The following is a 17,516-nucleotide window of genomic DNA, read 5'->3' as shown; positions in this document are numbered from 1 at the left end:
CCCGGCGACGCTGACCGGCACGTGGCCGCGCGTCGGCGATGGGCGTCCTGGCGGGGTGCCGGGACCATCAGAGCCTAACGTGCAGGCGTCGACTTCCGTTCCCGCATGACGGCCTCGCGCGCAGAGCTCGCGCGCTCCTTCACGCTGGTGGCGTAGACGTCGACGTACTCCTGACGGCTCAGCCCGGCGAGCTCGTGCATGACCTCGTCCGTGACGCTGCGCAGGATGAAGCGGTCCGTCTCGAAGCCCTGGAACCGCGAGAAGTCGAGCGGCTTGCCGAACACGACCCCGACGCGCTTGATCTTCGGGAACCGCTGCCCGATCTGCTGCACCTCGCGCGTGCCGACCATGGCCACCGGGACGACGAGCACGCGCCCCTCGAGGATCATCCGGGCGATGCCGGTGCGTCCGCGGTAGAGCTTGCCGTCGGGGCTTCGCGTGCCCTCCGGGTAGATGCCGAGCTGCTCACCGCGCGCCAGGACCTGCAGCCCGGTGCGCAGGGACGCCTCGGACGCCTTGCCACCGGAGCGGTCGATCGGCAGCTGGCCGATGGCGTTGAAGAAGGTCTTCGTCGCCCAGCCCTTCAGCCCGCGGCCGGTGAAGTAGTCGCTCTTCGCCAGGAAGGACAGCCGACGATCGAGCACCGCAGGCAGGATCACCGAGTCGATGAACGAGATGTGGTTCGAGGCGAAGATGACCGGGCCCGTCGTGGGGACGTGTTCGCGCCCGACGACCCACGGCCGGAACAGGGTGAGGATGAGCGGTCCGAGCACGAAGTTCTTCAGCAGCCAGTAGGTCATCGACGACTCCAGGTGGTGAGAAGGTCCGGGTGGTGCACGGGTGTTCGCGGTTGCGGTTGGGTTTGCGTTTGCGTTTGCGCGCCGACCCTACGCCGTCCGGGCGTGGATGCGAGCGAGGTCGGCAGCACCGACGACGCCCGCGTCGTTGACGAGTTCGGCGATGACGAAGTCGGGCTCCGGGTGGTACCCGCGGGCCGGCAGGTTGTTGAGGTAGGCCTGCTTGATCGGGTCGAGCAGCCGGTCCCCCGCGCTGGCGACGCCGCCGCCGAACACGAAGAGCTGCGGGTCGAGCACGGCGGAGAGCGACGCGCACGCCTCGCCGAGGTGCCGACCGAGCCGACGGAGTGCCGCGAGGGCACCCGGGTCGTCGGCCAGGATCAGGTCGCCGACGATCTTGCCGTCGAGCTGGCCACCGTTGTCGGCGCGAGCGTCGGCCAGGGCCGAACCGATCCCGCCGGCGTCGGCGACGTCGTTCGCCATGCGCTGCAGGGCGCGGCCGGAGCCGTACTGCTCGATGCAGCCACGGGCGCCGCACCCGCAGGGCAGGCCGTTCGGGACGATGCGCAGGTGCCCGATCTCGCCACCGGTGCCGAAGCCGCCGCGGAACAGCCGGTCCTCGGTCACGATGGCACCGCCGACCCCCGTGCCGATGGTGAGCATCGTCATGTCGGACACGAGCCGACCGGCACCGAACCGGAACTCCGCCCAGCCGGCGGCGTTCGCGTCGTTGTCGACCGTGATGTGCAGGTCGCCGAGGCGCTGCTGCAGCTTCTGCCGGAGTGGTTCGTTCCGCCACCGGATGTTGGGCGTGTAGTAGACGATCGACTGCGAAGCGTCGATGAACCCGGGGGCGGCGACCCCCACGGCGCCGACCTGGTGGAGCGAGCTGAGTCGCTCGACCATCGAGACGACGTCGTCGAGCATGGCGTTCGGGTCCGCAGCGTTGGTGGCCACGCGGTCCTCGGCGACGATCTCGCCCAGTTCCGTCACGACCGCACCCGCGATCTTGGTGCCCCCGATGTCGATTCCGATGGCGTGCACGAGCAACGAGCCTACCGGTTCGCCGCGAAGTCGAGGAACGCCCGGAGACGCGCCCTATGCTGGCGGTGTCGCCTCGGTGTTGAGGCGCACTCGAGTCGAACCGGCAGACAAGGGAGTCACCGTGAACGATCAGCGTCCTGCACGCAGCAGCGTCTCCACCGACACGTCCACCGCTGGCAGCGCCGCCACCGGGAGCACACCGTCGGCCGGGGAGCACCCCACCAGCCCCGACGCCGGCCCCGTCGCCCCGGACCACGGCTCGGCAGCGCGGCTCCTCGGCGACCGCGTCCGTCTGACGCCGGAACGTCCGATCCTCGCCCAGCGCCACGGCGACACCTGGACGACCTTCACCGCGGCCGAGACCCTGGCCCGGGTCCGGGGCATCGCGAAGGGCTTCGTCGCCGCCGGGCTCGAACCGGGCGCGCACGTCGCGATCCTGTCGCGCACCCGGCTCGAGTGGACCCTGGTCGACTTCGCCGTGTGGACCGCCGGCCTGGTGTCCGTGCCCGTGTACGAGACGAGCTCCCCCGACCAGGTGCGGTGGATCCTGTCCGACTCCGAGTCGGTCGCCATCGTCGTCGAGCAGGAGGAGCACGCGCGCCGCGTCGCCTCCATCGCACCCGACCTGCCCGCCCTGGGCCAGCACTGGACGATCGACGGCGGCGGCCTCGACGACCTGACCCGGCTCGGCGAGGACGTCACCGACGACGAACTCGACGCCCGCACCGCCCACGTGCACGGCCACGACGACGCCACGATCATCTACACCTCGGGCAGCACCGGCCGGCCGAAGGGGTGCGTCCTGCGGCACGACAACTTCACCGCCACGGTCGAGGGCGCGAGCGAGGCGATGCCCGAGGTGGTCGCCGACGGCGCCTCGACCCTGCTGTTCATCCCGCTCGCCCACGTCTTCGCGCGGTTCATCGCCGCGATGTCGGTCTCCGCGGGTGTCCTCGTCGGCCACGAGCCGGACACCAAGGACCTCATGCGGGCGGTGTCGACCTTCAAGCCGACGTTCCTGCTCGCGGTCCCCCGGGTGTTCGAGAAGATCTACAACTCCGCCGAGCAGAAGGCCGACCTCGGCGGCAAGGGCAGGATCTTCCGCGCTGCCGCCGACACCGCGGTCGCCCACTCCGAAGCCCTCGCCGCCGGCCGGGTGCCGTTCCTGCTCGGCCTGAAGTTCACGCTGTTCGACCGGCTCGTGTACGCGAAGCTCCGCGATGCCCTGGGCGGCCGGGTCGAGTACGCCATCAGTGGTTCGGCGCCCCTCTCCCCACGGCTCTCGCACTTCTTCCGCTCGATCGGGGTGCTCATCCTCGAGGGCTACGGCCTGACCGAGACCACGGCACCCGCCACGGTCAACCGTGCCCGTGAACTCCGCATCGGCACGGTGGGTCGCGCCCTGCCCGGCATCGAGGTCCGGATCGCCGACGACGGCGAGATCCTGATCCGCGGCGTCGACGTCTTCGACCGGTACTGGCGGAACGACGAGGCGACCGAGCACGCCTTCGCCGACGGCTGGTTCCGCACCGGTGACCTCGGCCGGCTCGACGGCGACGGGATCCTCACGGTCACCGGACGCGCCAAGGAGCTCATCGTCACCGCGAGCGGCAAGAACGTCGCACCGGCACCGCTCGAGGACGGCATCCGCGAGCACCCGCTCATCGGCCAGGTGGTCGTCGTCGGCGAGGGCAAGCCGTTCGTCGCCGCGCTCGTGACGCTCGACCGCGAGATGCTGCCCGGCTGGTGCGAGTCCCGCGGGATCGCCCCGGCGCTGAGCGCACACGAGGCCGCCTACGACGAACGCGTGCTGTCCGCCGTCCAGGAGGCCATCGACACCGCGAACAGCCGCGTCTCCCGCGCCGAGTCGGTCCGGTCGTTCACGATCCTCGACACCGACCTGACCGAGGCGTCCGGGCACCTCACGCCCAAGCTGACGATCAAGCGGTCGGTGATCCTGCAGGACTTCGCCGCCGACGTCGACCACATCTACTCCGGGTCGAAGGTGCAGACGACGGCGACCCCGGTGGTCGAGGGGCGGCGCCGAGGCCGCTCCTAGCGCCGGGCCCGGCCCGGCCCGGCCCGGCGTACCGGGTCGCTTCGGGCGTACCGGGTCGGTTCTTCCGACCAGGGACGCCCGATCCCGCCAGGTGCGCGCGGTTGTGGACGCAACGGTCTGGAGGCCCGGATCGCGTCCGTCGGACGTGATCCGGGCCTCCAGGCCGTCCAGCGGGCGCCGGGGCGCCTGCGGGGTCAGGCCTCCTGCGGCTGCTCCGTCGCGGGGGCGTCGAGGACGGCGGTCGAACCGGTCGTGACGGTGGCCTCGGCCGGTCGACGGTTGGTGCGGGTGCGGTGCGAGCTCAGCTCGTCGTTCTGACTGGTCATGCGGGAGTCCTGGGGGGATCGGGTGGGCCGTCGGTGGGAGGCCGACAGCAGCACGGTACCCCCTCGTCAGGACAAAGCGACAATCCCCCGTGGGGGTGTCACACCCGAGTTCACAGCCCGCGAACGCGGGCCTGTGGGACCGCTCAGTGGAACCAGTCCTGCGCGCGGATGTCGCGCAGCGCCTGACGGCGGATCTCGGGGTCGAGCGTCATCACGTAGACCGTGCCGTCGAGGTGGTCGCACTCGTGCTGGAGCGCCTCGGCCATCAGTCCGGTGCCCTCGAGGACGACCTCGGCGCCGTCGACGTCGACACCCCGGACCTTGGCGTACGGGTACCGACGCGTCGGGTAGCCGAGGCCGGGGACGGAGAGGCAGCCCTCTTCCATGAGCTCGGGCTCCCCGGAGACCTCGACGACCTCGGGGTTCAGGACGTAGCCGACCTCGCCGTCGACGTTGTACGAGAACGCACGGAGCCCCACGCCGATCTGCGGCGCGGCCACCCCGGCACGTCCGGGTTCCTTGACGGTGTCGACGAGGTCCTGCACCAGGTCACGGACTCCGGTGCTCCCGAGCAGTTCGGGTCGGATCGGATCGGCCGGCGATCGGAGGACGGGGTCGCCGAACAGGCGGATGGGACGAACGGTCAATTTACTGCAGCACCACCAGGAGGTCGCCGGCGTCCACTTGCTGGGTCACCGGGATCGCGAGTCGGCCGACGGTGCCCGACACGGGCGCCGTGATGGCCGCTTCCATCTTCATCGCCTCGATGCTCGCCACCGGCGTACCGGCCTCGACGACGTCACCGACGGCGACCTTGAGCGTCACCACACCGGAGAACGGCGCGGCCACGTGCTTCGGGTCGGACGCATCGGCCTTCTCGGCCGCCTTCGTCTCGACCTCGACCGAACGGTCGCGGACGGCGACCGGGCGGAGCTGCCCGTTCATCGTCGCCATGACCGTGCGGATGCCCTTGGCGTCCGCCTCGCCGATCGCCTCGAGCCCGACGAACAGGTCGACGCCCTTGCCGAGCGGGACACTGTGCTCCTGCCCGGGGCGCAGCCCGTACAGGTAGTCGACGGTCGGGACGACGGACAGGTCGCCGTACTGCTCCCGCACACGCTGGAACTGCTGCGTCGGCTGCGGGAAGAGCAGGCGGTTGAGTGCCTGCTGCCGCTCGGGTCCGGGGGTCTCGAGGTGCGCACGCTCGTCCGCGGGCACCGGGGTGATCTCGAGTCGGACGTCACGCCCGGCCAGGACCTTCGAGCGGAACGGCTCCGGCCAGCCGCCGGGCAGGTCGCCCAGTTCGCCGGCCATGAACCCGACCACGGAGTCCGGGATGTCGTACTTGTCGGGGTTCTGCTCGAAGTCGACCGGGTCGGCACCGACCGCGGCGAGCTGCAGCGCGAGGTCGCCGACGACCTTCGACGACGGCGTGACCTTGGTCGGTCGTCCGAGGATCCGGTTCGCCTCGGCGTACCAGTCCTCGACCTGCTCGAACCGGTCGCCGAGCCCGAGGGCGATCGCCTGCTGTCGGAGGTTCGACAGCTGACCGCCGGGGATCTCGTGCTTGTAGACACGCCCGGTCGGCCCGGCGAGCCCGGACTCGAACGGGGCGTACACGCGACGGACCGACTCCCAGTAGGGCTCGAGGTCACCGACGGCATCGAGGGACAGACCGGTGTCACGCTCGGTGTGGGCCAGGGCGGCGACCAGGGCGGACATGCTCGGCTGGCTGGTCGTGCCGGCCATGGGTGCTGCGGCCACGTCGACGGCGTCCGCCCCGGCGCGCGAGGCGGCGAGCAGGGTCGCGAGCTGGCCGCCGGCGGTGTCGTGGGTGTGCACGTGCACGGGCTGGTCGAAGCGCTCCCGCAGCGCGGTGACGAGCTTCTCGGCCGCACCGGCACGCAGGAGACCGGCCATGTCCTTGATGCCGATGACGTGCGCGCCGGCCTCGACCATCTGCTCCGCCAGGCGGAGGTAGTAGTCGAGCGTGTAGAGGTCCTCGGCGGGGTCGAGGAGGTCGGCGGTGTAGCAGAGCGCCGCCTCGGCGACCGCCGCGCCGGTCGCGAGCACCGCCTCCAGCGCCGGACGCAGCTGGCTGACGTCGTTCAGCGCGTCGAACACGCGGAAGACGTCGACGCCGGACCGAGCGGCCTCGTCGACGAAGGCGTCGGTGACCTCGGTCGGGTAGGGCGTGTACCCGACCGTGTTGCGGCCACGGAGCAGCATCTGGATCGGGATGTTCGGCATCGCTTCGCGCAGCGAGGACAGGCGCTCCCAGGGGTCTTCCCCGAGGAACCGGAGGGCGACGTCGTACGTCGCACCTCCCCAGGCCTCGACGCTGAGCAGCTGCGGGGTGAGCCGCGCGACGTGCGGTGCGACGGCGACGAGGTCCTTCGTGCGGACCCGGGTGGCCAGGAGCGACTGGTGGGCGTCCCGCATCGTCGTCTCGGTCACCGCCAGGGCGGTCTGGGCGCGGAGGGCCTTCGACCACTCGGCTGGACCCATCGCCAGCAGGCGGTCGCGCTGTCCCTCGGGCACGGGCGTCGTCAGGTCGGTGGCCGGGAGCTTGTCGGCCGGGTCGGTGACGAGCGGCGACCGCTCACCGTTCGGCTTGTTGACCGTGACGTCGGCGAGCCAGGTGAGCACCTTCGTGCCGCGGTCCTTCGAGACGTGGCCGCCGAAGAGCTGGGGGCGTTCCTCGATGAACTTCGTCGAGACGTCGCCGCGGGCGAAGTCCGGGTCCTCGAGCACGGCCTGCAGGAACGGGATGTTCGTGCTGACGCCGCGGATGCGGAACTCGGCGAGGGCGCGCTTCGCCCGGGACACCGCCGCAGGGAAGTCCCGGCCGCGGCACGTCATCTTCGCGAGCATCGAGTCGAAGTGCGGGCTGATCTGCGCGCCGGTGGCGACCGTGCCGCCGTCGAGCCGGACGCCCGCGCCGCCGGGGCTGCGGTAGGTGCTGATCCGGCCGGTGTCCGGACGGAAGCCCTGCGTCGGGTCCTCGGTCGTGATGCGGGTCTGCAGCGCCGCGCCGTGCACGTGGACGGCGTCCTGCGACAGGCCGAGGTCGGCGAGGGTCTCCCCCGCCGCGATGCGCATCTGCGACTGCACCAGGTCGACGTCGGTGACCTCTTCGGTGACCGTGTGCTCGACCTGGATGCGCGGGTTCATCTCGATGAAGACGTGCTGGCCGACGCGTTCGCCCTCGGTGTCGAGCAGGAACTCCACGGTGCCGGCGTTGACGTAGCCGATCGAGCGGGCGAAGGCCACGGCGTCGCGGTGCAGCGCCTGCGCGATCGCGGGGTCGAGGTTCGGCGCCGGGGCGATCTCGACGACCTTCTGGTTGCGCCGCTGCACCGAACAGTCCCGCTCGAACAGGTGGATCGTGCCGGCGTCGGTACCGGTCGCGTCGGCGAGGATCTGCACCTCGATGTGGCGCGGACGGATGACGGCCTGCTCGAGGAACATCGTCGGGTCGCCGAACGCACTGTCGGCCTCGCGCATCGCGGCTTCGAGGGCGTCGCGCAGCTCGGGCTTCGTCTCCACCCGGCGCATGCCACGGCCACCACCGCCGGCGACGGCCTTGGCGAACACCGGGAACCCGATCGCGTCCGCGCCGGCGATGAGCTCGTCGATGTCGCGGCTCGCCGGGGTGCTCGCGAGGACCGGGACGCCGGCCGCGATCGCGTGCTCCTTCGCGGTGACCTTGTTGCCGGCCATCTCGAGCACGTGCTCGCCCGGACCGATGAAGGTGATGCCGTTCGCCGCTGCTGACGCGGCGAGCTCCGGGTTCTCGGACAGGAACCCGTACCCCGGGTAGATCGCGTCGGCCCCCGACTCGCGGGCGACGCGGATGATCTCGGAGACGTCCAGGTACGCCCGGACGGGGTGGCCCCGCTCCCCGATCAGGTAGGCCTCGTCGGCCTTCAGACGGTGCAGGGAGTTCCGGTCTTCGTACGGGTAGACGGCGACCGTTCGGGCCCCCAACTCGTAGGCGGCACGGAACGCGCGGATGGCGATCTCGCCACGGTTCGCAACGAGGATCTTCGTGAACACGACGTCCCTTTCAGCCCGGGTTGAGGTGAGACAACCCTAGTGGCGGTAACGTTGCTCAACGTGCATGTACTCAGCGTGAGCTCCCTCAAGGGTGGTGTCGGCAAGACGACGGTGACGCTCGGCCTGACCTCGGCCGCGTTCGCCAAGGGACTGCGCACGCTGGTGGTGGATCTGGACCCGCAGTCCGACGTCTCGACGGGCCTCGACATCAACCTCGCCGGCCACCTCAACGTGGCCGACGTCCTCGAGAACCCGAAGGAGAAGATCGTCCGTCAGGCGATCGCCCCCTCGGGCTGGACGAAGGGGTCGCAGGGCAAGATCGACGTCATGGTCGGGTCGCCCTCCGCCATCAACTTCGACGGGCCGCACCCGTCGATCCGTGACATCTGGAAGCTCGAAGAGGCCCTGGCCAACGTCGAGCAGGACTACGAGCTCGTCCTCATCGACTGCGCGCCGTCGCTGAACGCCCTGACCCGCACCGCGTGGGCCGCGTCCGACCGCGTCACCGTCGTCACCGAGCCCGGCCTGTTCTCCGTCGCCGCCGCCGACCGTGCGCTGCGCGCCATCGAGGAGATCCGCCGCGGACTCTCCCCCCGCCTGCAGCCCCTCGGCATCATCGTGAACCGTGCCCGCGTGCAGTCGCTCGAGCACCAGTTCCGCATCAAGGAACTCCGCGACATGTTCGGTCCGCTCGTGCTCTCCCCGCAGCTGCCGGAGCGCACGTCGCTGCAGCAGGCGCAGGGTGCGGCGAAGCCGCTGCACGTCTGGCCCGGCGAGTCCGCGCAGGAGATGGCGAAGAACTTCGACCAGCTGCTCGAGCGCATCATGCGCACGGGCAAGATCGGTCCGTACGCCGAGGGCGGCGCCGCCTAGGTCGGAGTCGGCACGCCGACGGGTCACAACACCCCGCTCACGTCCGCCGACTGGTCACCAACCGTCGGCCGAAGCCCGCGCAGGCGACAGTTCGTGACCACTCGGCGACCCGCACACGACGGTTCGTGACCACCCGCGAAGGGCCTGGAGGCGCGCCCCGTCCCCGCGGACACGCCCGGCGCCGGCATGCCCAGCGGTCACAACACCCCGCTCACGTCCGCCGACTGGTCACCAACGGTCGGCTCGGGCGCGCGCAGCCGACAGTTCGTGACCAGTCGGCGACCCGCACACGACGGTTCGTGACCACGCCGCGACGGCCTGGAGGCGCGACCCGCCCGGGCAGACACGCCCGGCCCCGGCACGCCCAGGGGTCACAACACCCCGCTCACGTCCGCCGACTGGTCACCAATCGTCGGCCGAAGCCCGCGCAGGCGACAGTTCGTGACCACTCGGCGACCCGCACACGACGGTTCGTGACCACCCCCGAAGGGCCTGGAGGCGCGCCCCGTCCCCGCGGACACGCCCGGCCCCGGCACGCCCAGGGGTCACAACACCCCGCTCACGTCCGCCAACTGGTCACCAACCGTCGGCCGGCAGCGTCGCAGCCGACAGGTCGTGACCACACGGCGCCCCGCACACGACGGTTCGCGACCACAGGGCCGGAACGCGGATGGTCAGGAAGCGCGAGAAGCGCGACGAGCGGCGAGCTCGTCGGAGGGGTCGGCCGCAGCGGTGGCGTCGAGCTCGACCAGGGAGCTCTCGACCTCGCGCAGGACCTTGCCGACCGCGATGCCGAAGACGCCCTGGCCGCGGGACACGAGGTCGATGACCTCGTCGTCGGAGGTACACAGGTACACCGAGGCACCGTCGGACATCAGCGTGGTCTGCGCCAGGTCGGAGACGCCGGACTCACGGAGCTGGTTGACGGCGGTGCGGATCTGCTGCAACGAGATACCGGTGTCGAGCAGGCGCTTCACGAGCTTGAGCACCAGGATGTCGCGGAACCCGTACAGGCGCTGCGAACCGGAGCCAGCGGCCCCGCGGATCGTCGGCTGCACGAGCTCGGTGCGGGCCCAGTAGTCGAGCTGTCGGTACGAGATGCCGGCTGCCCGTGCGGCGACGGTGCCGCGGTAGCCGTTCTGCTCGTCGTGCTCGGGCAGACCATCGGTGAAGAGCAGCCCGAGGTCGTACCGGGTCACATCAGACTCGGTGCCAGGGGTGTCGTTCCCACTCATGAGCTTGCCTTCCACGACGATCGAGCTCCCACCCGAAGCTTCAACGACGGGTTGAGAGTTGTTCCGAGGTCCACGGTAGCGACTCCGACCGCTCCCGCGCGGGACATCCGACCCGGCGCGTCCGGCGTGTCGAGGATACGCCCCGACCACTGACACACAAGCCCTGTCGGAGCACCGGACGGCGTCATGCGTCGAGACGACCGATGGCCTGGCGGATGAGGTTCGACCGGATGATCTCGAGGTGTCCCGCTATCTCGCGGGCGAGCTCGGTGGCCTTCGCGCGCGAGGTGGCGTCGCCCCGGCGGGAGACCGGCATGAGGGCGGACTCGATGAGACCGACCTCACGCTCCGCAGTACTGCGGAGCGTGCGCAGGTGCCGCGGCTCGATGCCGGTGCGCTGCAGTTCGACCAGGGCCTTCAACACGGAGACGCCGTCGTCGCCGTAGGTGTCGGTGGGCGGCAGGAGCGAGGCAGAGACCGCGTCGGCCAGCAGCATCGGCGAGGCACCGGCCGCGCGGACGGTCTCGTCGCGGGTGTAGCGACGTTCACGACCGAGGATCGACGGCTTCGGCGCGTCTCCGCCGCCGGGCAGGACCGGTTCGCGCCCGGCGTCGAGGTCGGCGAGGTACTCCTTGATGACCTTGAGCGGCAGGTAGTGGTCGCGCTGCAGTCCGAGGATCACCCGGAGACGCTCGAGGTCGGCGGCGGAGAACTTGCGGTACCCGCTGGCCGTGCGGATCGGGGTGACGAGCTCGCGCTCTTCGAGGAACCGCAGCTTGGAGCTCGACAGGTCCGGGAACTCGGGCTTGAGGCGAGCGAGGACCTGCCCGATCGTGAGCAGGTCCGGTGCCGCGGACCCCGCCCGGGCCGCAGCGGACCGTGCGGCCACTACGCGTTCGCCAGGCGCGCCAGGTCGACCCGAGATGCGTAGAACGTCAGGCGGAACTTGCCGACCTGGACTTCGGCCCCGTCGGTGAGCAGCGCTTCGTCGATGCGGACACCGTCGAAGTACGTGCCGTTCAGGGAACCGTTGTCCTTGACGCTGAAGCTCGTGCCGTGGCGCAGGAACTGCGCGTGCTTGCGCGACACGGTGACGTCGTCGAGGAAGATGCCGGCGTCGGGGTGGCGGCCGGCCGTCGTGACGTCGGAGTCGAGGAGGAACCGCGCACCCACGTTGGGGCCACGACGGACCACGAGCAACGCCGACCCGGAGGGCAGGGCGTTGACGGCTTCACGTTCTTCGGTCGAGACACCGGACTCGGCGGTGAGCGCCGCTCCCATGTCCATGCTGAAGGTCAGCGTGGTGTCGACCAGCCGCTGTTCCGGGGACTTCTGACCGCCCGGCTGCGGGACCACTGGATCTGGCATCGGTGGACCTCCTCCTCTTGGCCTACCAGCGTATCGGAAACGAAGCCCCGAGCGGCAGCCCCGATCTGGGACTGTGGAGAGACTTCCGCGATGCGCGAACGCACGACCGGCGTCAGCGAACCAGCATGACCCACGTCAACGAACCAGCTCGACCAGCGTCAACGAACCAGCTCGACCAGCGTCAACGAACCAGCACGACCCGCGTCAACGCCCCCGCGCGAGCAACCAGAGCAGGTACGGCGCGCCCACGACACCCGTCACGACCCCCACCGGCAGCGCGTTGCCGGGGATCGCGAACTGGGCGAGCAGGTCGCTTCCGAGCGTGATCGCGGCGCCGACGGCTGCCGCCGGCGCGAGGGCGACCCGACCGCCGCCGACCAGGCGTCGAGCGATCGGGGCTGCCATCAGCGCCACGAACGACACCGGACCCGCGGTGGCGACGGCTGCGGCGGTCAGGCACACGGCGGTGAGGAGCAGGAGCACCTTCGCGCGGTCCGGTCGGAGCCCCAGGGCGGCGGCGACCTCGTCCCCGAGGCTCAGCACCTGCAGCCGAGCGGACTGCAGCAGTGCGAGCACGCCGAGCACGACGAACGCGACACCGAGCACCCCGACCAGGTCACGGTCGACGGCGTTCAGGCTGCCGGAGAGCCACAGCAGTGCTGTTCCGGCCTGGGTGACGGTGCCGCTCGTGAGCATCCACCCGGTGATGCTCAGGCAGATCGCCGCGACACCGATGCCGACGAGGACGACCCGGTTCCCGGTGATCCCCCTCCGCCAAGCGAGCCCGGCGATGGCGATCGCGACCACCACGGCGCCGACGAGCACGACCGAGAACAGCGTGCCGCCGCTCGCGCCGAACAGCACGATGGCGGTGAGCCCGGCGGCGCTGGCCCCCGAGGTGATCCCGATGACGTCGGGACTCGCGATGGGGTTCCGCACGACGCTCTGCACGATCGCGCCGGCGACACCGAGGCTGGCGCCGACGAGGACCGCGCCGAGCACCCTGGGGCCGCGGAGCTGCCCGATCACGAAGTCCGAGATGCGGTCCCCCTGGCCGAACAGGCTGGCCAGCACCTGACCGGGCGTGAGCGGGATCGACCCCGCGCCGAGCCCGATCAGGACGAGCACCGAGATGACCACCACCACGGCGACGAGCACCGCGACCTCACGGCGCAGCCCGACGGAACCGAACAGCGGCTTCACAGTCCCCGCACCGCCCTCGACCGCACGAGCGCGATGAACACCGGCGCCCCGATGAGTGCGGTGACGATGCCGACCTGCAGCTCCCCCGGGTACGCGACGACGCGGCCGATGACGTCCGCCACGAGCAGGAGTGCGGGGGCGACGATCGCCGACAGCAGGATGGTCCACCGGTGGTCCGGGCCGCTCAGGCGACGGACCGCGTGCGGCACGGCGAGGCCGACGAAGGCGATCGGCCCGGCGGCGGCCACCGCGGACCCGGCCAGCAGGACGGCGACCAGACCACCCACGGCTCGGACGAGCACGACCCGCTGCCCGAGCGACGCAGCGAGCTCGTCCCCGAGCGCCAGGGTGTTGAGCGACCGACCGAGGCCGAACGCGATCACCAGCCCGACGAGCACCGGTGCCGTGATGACCCCAGCCGTGCCGAGGTCCTTGCCGGCGAGGGCTCCGACCTGCCAGAACCGCAGCTGGTCGAGCAGGCTCTGGTCGGTCACGAGCACCGCGGTGGTGACCGACGACAGGGCAGCGGCGACGACGGCTCCGGCGAGGGCGAGCCCGACGGGAGAGAGCCCGCGCCGGGCGACGGCCGCGATCCCGTAGACGAGCAGGGCCGCGAGGGCGGCCCCGACGAACGCGAAGGGCAGGTACGCGGCCGTCCCGCTCACGCCGAAGAGCGCGATCCCGGCGACGACGGCCAGGGTGGCGCCGGAGTTGATGCCGAGGACGCTGGGGTCGGCGAGCGGGTTCCGGGTCACGCCCTGCATGACCGCCCCGGCCACGCCGAGTGCTGCTCCGGCGAGCAGACCGACGACGGTGCGCGGCACGCGGTTGCCGAGGACGATCAGCCCGATCTCGTCGTTCCTGCCGGGGTGCAGCACCGTGTCGAGGACGGTCCCGAGCGGGATCGGCCGTGAGCCGTACGCGATCGACAGGGCACACGCCACGGCGAGGACGACGACCGCCAGCACGGTCGCACCGACGAGTCGGAGGACGGAGCTGGGAGCCGGGGGCGGGGACGTCGACGGAGGCATGGAGGTAAGGCCACCCTAACGCCGGAGCCCTGTTCGGAGTCCCCCGAGCAAGCCCGGAGCGTGCGCAGGGTTCGTTCATAGGCTCGTCATGGGGAAGCCCTCTGTACTGGTCTCCATCGACGCCCGACCGGGCCGTCGAGGGACGACCGGAGAGCACCGATGAACGAGACCCCGAACCCCGCCGCCGCCGACCACGACGAGAACGGCACCCCCGCCGCGCAGCAGCAGGCTCCCGGGATGCACTGGGAGGCACCGCACGCCGACCCGGCTTCCCTGCGCCCGGCGTACGCGTTCGACGGATCCGGCCCGTACCTGTACGGCCCGGACGGCACCGGCCCCTACGCCTACACGCCCGACGGCCGCGGCCCCTACCTGATCGGCAGCCCCGCCCTCGCCGGCGCGAACCACGCCTGGGCCTCCTCGGCGGCGACCGCGAACCACTACGGTGCCGCGACCCACTCCGGCGCCGCGAACCACCCCGGTCTGACGAAACGCCCCCGCCGGCTCGGGCTGATGATCGGCTCCGGCATCGCTGCCCTCGCGATCGTCGGCGCTGCGGGCGGCACCGCACTCGGACTGTCCTCGCAGGGCACCACCACCACGTCGAGCCAGTCGCAGGGCACCACCACGCTGCCCGGCACCGGTACCGGCAGCAGCAGCGACGGCACGAACGGCTTCACGGTGCCCGGCGACGGCAGCGGCAGCGGCAGCGGCACCGACGGCAGCAGCGACGGCAGTGGGACGAGCACGCAGTCCCCCGCCACTGCGGCGACGGCCGCCGACAAGAAGGGCGTCGTGACCATCAACACCGTCCTGAACTACGACGAGTCGTCACAGGCGGCCGGCACCGGCATGGTCCTGACCTCCGACGGCACGATCCTGACGAACAACCACGTGATCCAGGGCGCGACGAGCATCACCGTCACCGACGAGACCACCGGCAAGCAGTACAAGGCCGACGTGGTCGGGGCCGACGCCACGAACGACGTCGCCGTGCTGAAGCTCGAGAACGCCTCCGGGCTGTCCACGGTCTCGCTCGACGACGACGGCGAGCCGAGCACCGGTGACACCGTGAAGGACGTCGGCAACGCCGAGGGCACCGGCAACCTCGTCTCCGCCGAGGGCACCGTCACGGCGACCGACCAGGACATCCAGGTGCAGAGCGAGTCCGGCACCGGCACCGAGTCGCTGAGCGGCCTGCTCGAGATCTCGGCGGACATCGTCTCCGGTGACTCCGGCGGGCCGGTCCTGGACAGCGAGGGCGAGGTCGTCGGCATGGCCACGGCGGCGTCCTCGGGCACGGCCGACGTCACCGGCTACGCCATCCCGATCAGCACCGCGAAGACGATCGCCCAGAAGATCCTCGCCGGGGAGTCGTCGAGCACGATCACCCTCGGGCTGCCCGCGTTCCTCGGCGTCGAGGTCAGCAACACCGCCACCACCACGGGCGGCGTCGCGGTCGCCGGCACGGTCGAGGGCTCCGGCGCCGCCAGCGCCGGCCTCGGTGCGGGTGACACGATCACGAGCGTCGACGGCACCGCGGTCACGAGCTCGGACCAGCTGACCAAGGTCGTGCAGTCGCACTCGGTGGGCGACAAGGTCAGCGTCCGGTACACCGACAGCGCCGGCACCGCGAAGACGGTCACGATCACCCTGACCGCCGGCCCCGCCGCGTAGCGGCAGAACCCGGGCGCGCTCAGCCCAGCAGCGCCCGCACCACCGACCGGTACACGTTCGCCGGGGAGTCCGTCCGGAAGGCGGTCTCCCCGGCCTTCGTCGTCCCCACGCGCGCGAACCCGTGTCCCTCGGCCCGCACGATCGTGACCGGTTTCGGCTTGCCCGGTCGACGCAGGTACGAGACCGTCCACGGCGCGGCCCAGAACCGCGCGAGGCGCGGGTCGGCCTCGGCCAGGGCCTCCGGCAGGTCCGGCACGTCCGGACCGCCGGCCAGCTTGCGGCCGAGCAGGTGCCCTGGGAGCGACCCCGTGCGGAACGGGAAGGTCCACGTCGGACCGATGCCGAGCCTCCCGGCCAGCAGCGCGACGGCCCGGTCCGGCGTGACGGAGGCGACCACGGCGCCCGCCGCGTCGGTCCCGTCGACGACGGTCTGCGACCAGGCCTGGAGGCGCGACTCGCCCCCGTCGGGCAGGTGCTGTTCCAACGTGACCGGCTGGGCATCGCCCTGCCAGGGCTCGAGGAGGGTCTGGGTCGACTCCGGCAGGGTGCCGAGCCGGCCGACGAGGCCCGCCTCGATGAGTTCGCGGCCCGCGGCGGTGCGGAGGAGCGTCGGGTTCCACCGGCGTCCGGCGAGGCTCCGCAGGGTGCCGATCGCGTTCGCGCTGAGCCGGGGGCCGTCGAGCGACGGTGCCGGGGCGGGGGCCGGCAGGTGTTCGAGGTCACGCTCGGGGCGGACCGGGACCGTCTCGGTGGCGCGGACGCTCTCGAGGACTGCGAGCACCAGGTCATCGGTCTCGAGCAGCCGGGCGAGCGGGCGTTCGATCGTCAGGTCGACGCGGTGCCGACCGGTGACGAAGAGCAGGTGGGTGCCGGCGACGTCGCCGTGTTCGTCGGGCCGGACGTACTCCACGAGCCGAGCCGGGGCACCTGCGGCCGCCCAGGGGTCGCAGCCGACGAGCAGCAGCCCCTCGACGGAGCCGGGGAGCCGTGCGAGCAGACCGGTGTTCTCGTCGCCGATCGCGCGGTCGCTGGGACGGGATCGGACGGTGAGGACGACGTCGTCGCCGGTGACGCGCAGGTCCGCCTGGGCTGCGTCCTCGCGGCGCCAGGAGTCCGGGCGGCGGAGGGTGAGGCGGGCGGTGCGGTCCTCGGTGCCGAGCGGGACGGGGACTGCCATGGGATGAGCGTATGTCGGGAGCGGGGCGTGGGGGCCTGCGGCTCGCCGGGGTGGGCGGGGTGCGTCGGGTTCGCACGGAGGTGCTGGTTCGCACGGTGCGAGGTTCGTCGGCTGGTGCGAGGCTGGTGGCTCCGTGCGGCACCACAACCCCGCACCGAGCCCCCGACGGCGCACCCGCGGACGACGTCCGCACCGTGCAACCCCGGCCCCGCGAATCCAGCACGGTGCCGGCCGCGCCACACCGTGCGGAGCTGGTGGCTCCGTGCAGCACCACAACCCCGCACCGAGCCTCCGGCCACGCACCCACCGACGAAGTCCGCACCGTGCGACCCCGGCTCGACAGCACGACAAGTCCGCACCGTGCGAGCCGAGCGCGTCAGCGCCGCGCGGGCAGCGCGGGTGGGGGCGGCGGGACGGGCTTCGCGGCGACGACGTCGACGAGCCGGACCTCGACCGGGCCCCGGCGGGTCGAGATCGTCACGGCGTCGGACGTCCGGGTCACCAGGTCCCCGAGCGCGTCCTGCGCGCCGTCCCCGTGGTGTGCGCGGACCACCAGGCGGTCCCCGATGGCGGCGTCGCGGAGCACTCCGAGCGCACGGGCCCGCGCGATGGCCGCCTGTTCGTCCGCCTGCATCGCCCCAGGGTACGGGCCGCCTAGAGTGTCGGC

15 protein-coding genes are annotated in these 17,516 nt (G+C 71.8%); 3 read left to right on the top strand and 12 right to left on the bottom strand.

Translation table 11 applies throughout. The features are described from left to right. Nucleotides 1-74: 74 nt before the first annotated feature. Complete coding sequence (locus tag ASF75_RS00530) at nucleotides 75-800, bottom strand: lysophospholipid acyltransferase family protein (RefSeq protein WP_017886609.1); 726 nt, start codon at nucleotides 798-800, stop codon at nucleotides 75-77. A gap of 87 nt (nucleotides 801-887) precedes the next feature. Next, nucleotides 888-1,841 carry an ROK family glucokinase gene (locus tag ASF75_RS00525; RefSeq protein ID WP_017886608.1) on the bottom strand — a complete coding sequence of 318 codons (954 nt, stop codon included), beginning with the start codon at nucleotides 1,839-1,841 and terminating at the stop codon, nucleotides 888-890. 121 nt (nucleotides 1,842-1,962) lie between these two features. On the opposite strand from ASF75_RS00525, the gene ASF75_RS00520 reads away from it, so the two are divergent. Continuing rightward, a complete protein-coding gene (locus ASF75_RS00520) occupies nucleotides 1,963-3,900 on the top strand; it encodes an AMP-dependent synthetase/ligase (protein WP_056068236.1) in 1,938 nt (645 codons plus the stop codon). Between the two features lie 194 nt (nucleotides 3,901-4,094). Here the strand turns inward: ASF75_RS00520 and ASF75_RS18220 are convergent, their stop codons facing one another. The 3 genes from ASF75_RS18220 to ASF75_RS00510 all read right to left on the bottom strand — a co-directional run bounded on the left by ASF75_RS18220 (nucleotide 4,095) and on the right by ASF75_RS00510 (nucleotide 8,285). Further along, nucleotides 4,095-4,226: a hypothetical protein gene (locus tag ASF75_RS18220; RefSeq protein ID WP_017886606.1), complete on the bottom strand. Its 132-nt coding sequence runs from the start codon at nucleotides 4,224-4,226 to the stop codon at nucleotides 4,095-4,097. Nucleotides 4,227-4,369: 143 nt separating this feature from the next. Beyond that, nucleotides 4,370-4,873, bottom strand: a complete 504-nt coding sequence (locus ASF75_RS00515) for a peptide deformylase (RefSeq protein WP_017886605.1) — start codon at nucleotides 4,871-4,873, stop codon at nucleotides 4,370-4,372. Nucleotide 4,874: 1 nt separating this feature from the next. Then, entirely contained in the window at nucleotides 4,875-8,285 is a 3,411-nt protein-coding gene (locus ASF75_RS00510; protein ID WP_056068234.1) for a pyruvate carboxylase, read from the bottom strand. Nucleotides 8,286-8,345: 60 nt separating this feature from the next. Here ASF75_RS00510 and ASF75_RS00505 point away from each other — a divergent pair, with 60 nt between their 5' ends. Next, on the top strand, nucleotides 8,346-9,158 hold the full coding sequence (locus ASF75_RS00505) for a ParA family protein (protein WP_027465232.1): 813 nt from the start codon (nucleotides 8,346-8,348) through the stop codon (nucleotides 9,156-9,158). 674 nt (nucleotides 9,159-9,832) lie between these two features. Here the strand turns inward: ASF75_RS00505 and ASF75_RS00500 are convergent. From ASF75_RS00500 to ASF75_RS00480, 5 genes are all read right to left on the bottom strand, one after another. After that, nucleotides 9,833-10,393 carry a MerR family transcriptional regulator gene (locus ASF75_RS00500; RefSeq protein WP_027465231.1) on the bottom strand — a complete coding sequence of 187 codons (561 nt, stop codon included), beginning with the start codon at nucleotides 10,391-10,393 and terminating at the stop codon, nucleotides 9,833-9,835. Nucleotides 10,394-10,577: 184 nt separating this feature from the next. Beyond that, complete coding sequence (locus ASF75_RS00495) at nucleotides 10,578-11,282, bottom strand: MerR family transcriptional regulator (protein ID WP_017886601.1); 705 nt, start codon at nucleotides 11,280-11,282, stop codon at nucleotides 10,578-10,580. Then, entirely contained in the window at nucleotides 11,282-11,761 is a 480-nt protein-coding gene (locus tag ASF75_RS00490; protein WP_042537353.1) for an FHA domain-containing protein, read from the bottom strand. Before ASF75_RS00490 ends, ASF75_RS00495 begins: the two co-directional genes overlap by 1 nt. 204 nt (nucleotides 11,762-11,965) lie before the next feature. Then, the gene (locus ASF75_RS00485; protein ID WP_082509336.1) at nucleotides 11,966-12,964 is read right to left on the bottom strand and encodes a FecCD family ABC transporter permease; all 999 of its coding nucleotides are present in this window, start codon (nucleotides 12,962-12,964) and stop codon (nucleotides 11,966-11,968) included. Next, nucleotides 12,961-13,995: a FecCD family ABC transporter permease gene (locus ASF75_RS00480; protein WP_082509334.1), complete on the bottom strand. Its 1,035-nt coding sequence runs from the start codon at nucleotides 13,993-13,995 to the stop codon at nucleotides 12,961-12,963. Before ASF75_RS00480 ends, ASF75_RS00485 begins: the two co-directional genes overlap by 4 nt. A 159-nt stretch (nucleotides 13,996-14,154) precedes the next feature. Here ASF75_RS00480 and ASF75_RS00475 point away from each other — a divergent pair, with 159 nt between their 5' ends. Next, entirely contained in the window at nucleotides 14,155-15,672 is a 1,518-nt protein-coding gene (locus tag ASF75_RS00475; RefSeq protein WP_235517450.1) for a S1C family serine protease, read from the top strand. Between the two features lie 19 nt (nucleotides 15,673-15,691). Here the strand turns inward: ASF75_RS00475 and ASF75_RS00470 are convergent, their stop codons facing one another. Together ASF75_RS00470 and ASF75_RS00465 are read right to left on the bottom strand one after the other, a co-directional pair. Then, nucleotides 15,692-16,849 (bottom strand): hypothetical protein, encoded by a 1,158-nt coding sequence (locus ASF75_RS00470; RefSeq protein ID WP_056068232.1) that lies wholly within the window; start codon nucleotides 16,847-16,849, stop codon nucleotides 15,692-15,694. A 376-nt stretch (nucleotides 16,850-17,225) separates the two neighbouring features. Then, complete coding sequence (locus ASF75_RS00465) at nucleotides 17,226-17,483, bottom strand: hypothetical protein (RefSeq protein WP_056068230.1); 258 nt, start codon at nucleotides 17,481-17,483, stop codon at nucleotides 17,226-17,228. Between the last annotated feature and the right edge of the window lie 33 nt (nucleotides 17,484-17,516).

Source organism: Curtobacterium sp. Leaf154 (genome assembly GCF_001424595.1).
GTDB lineage: Bacteria > Actinomycetota > Actinomycetes > Actinomycetales > Microbacteriaceae > Curtobacterium > Curtobacterium poinsettiae.
Note: the sequence above shows the minus strand (reverse complement) of the source record. Positions and strands in the feature narration are given on the sequence as shown.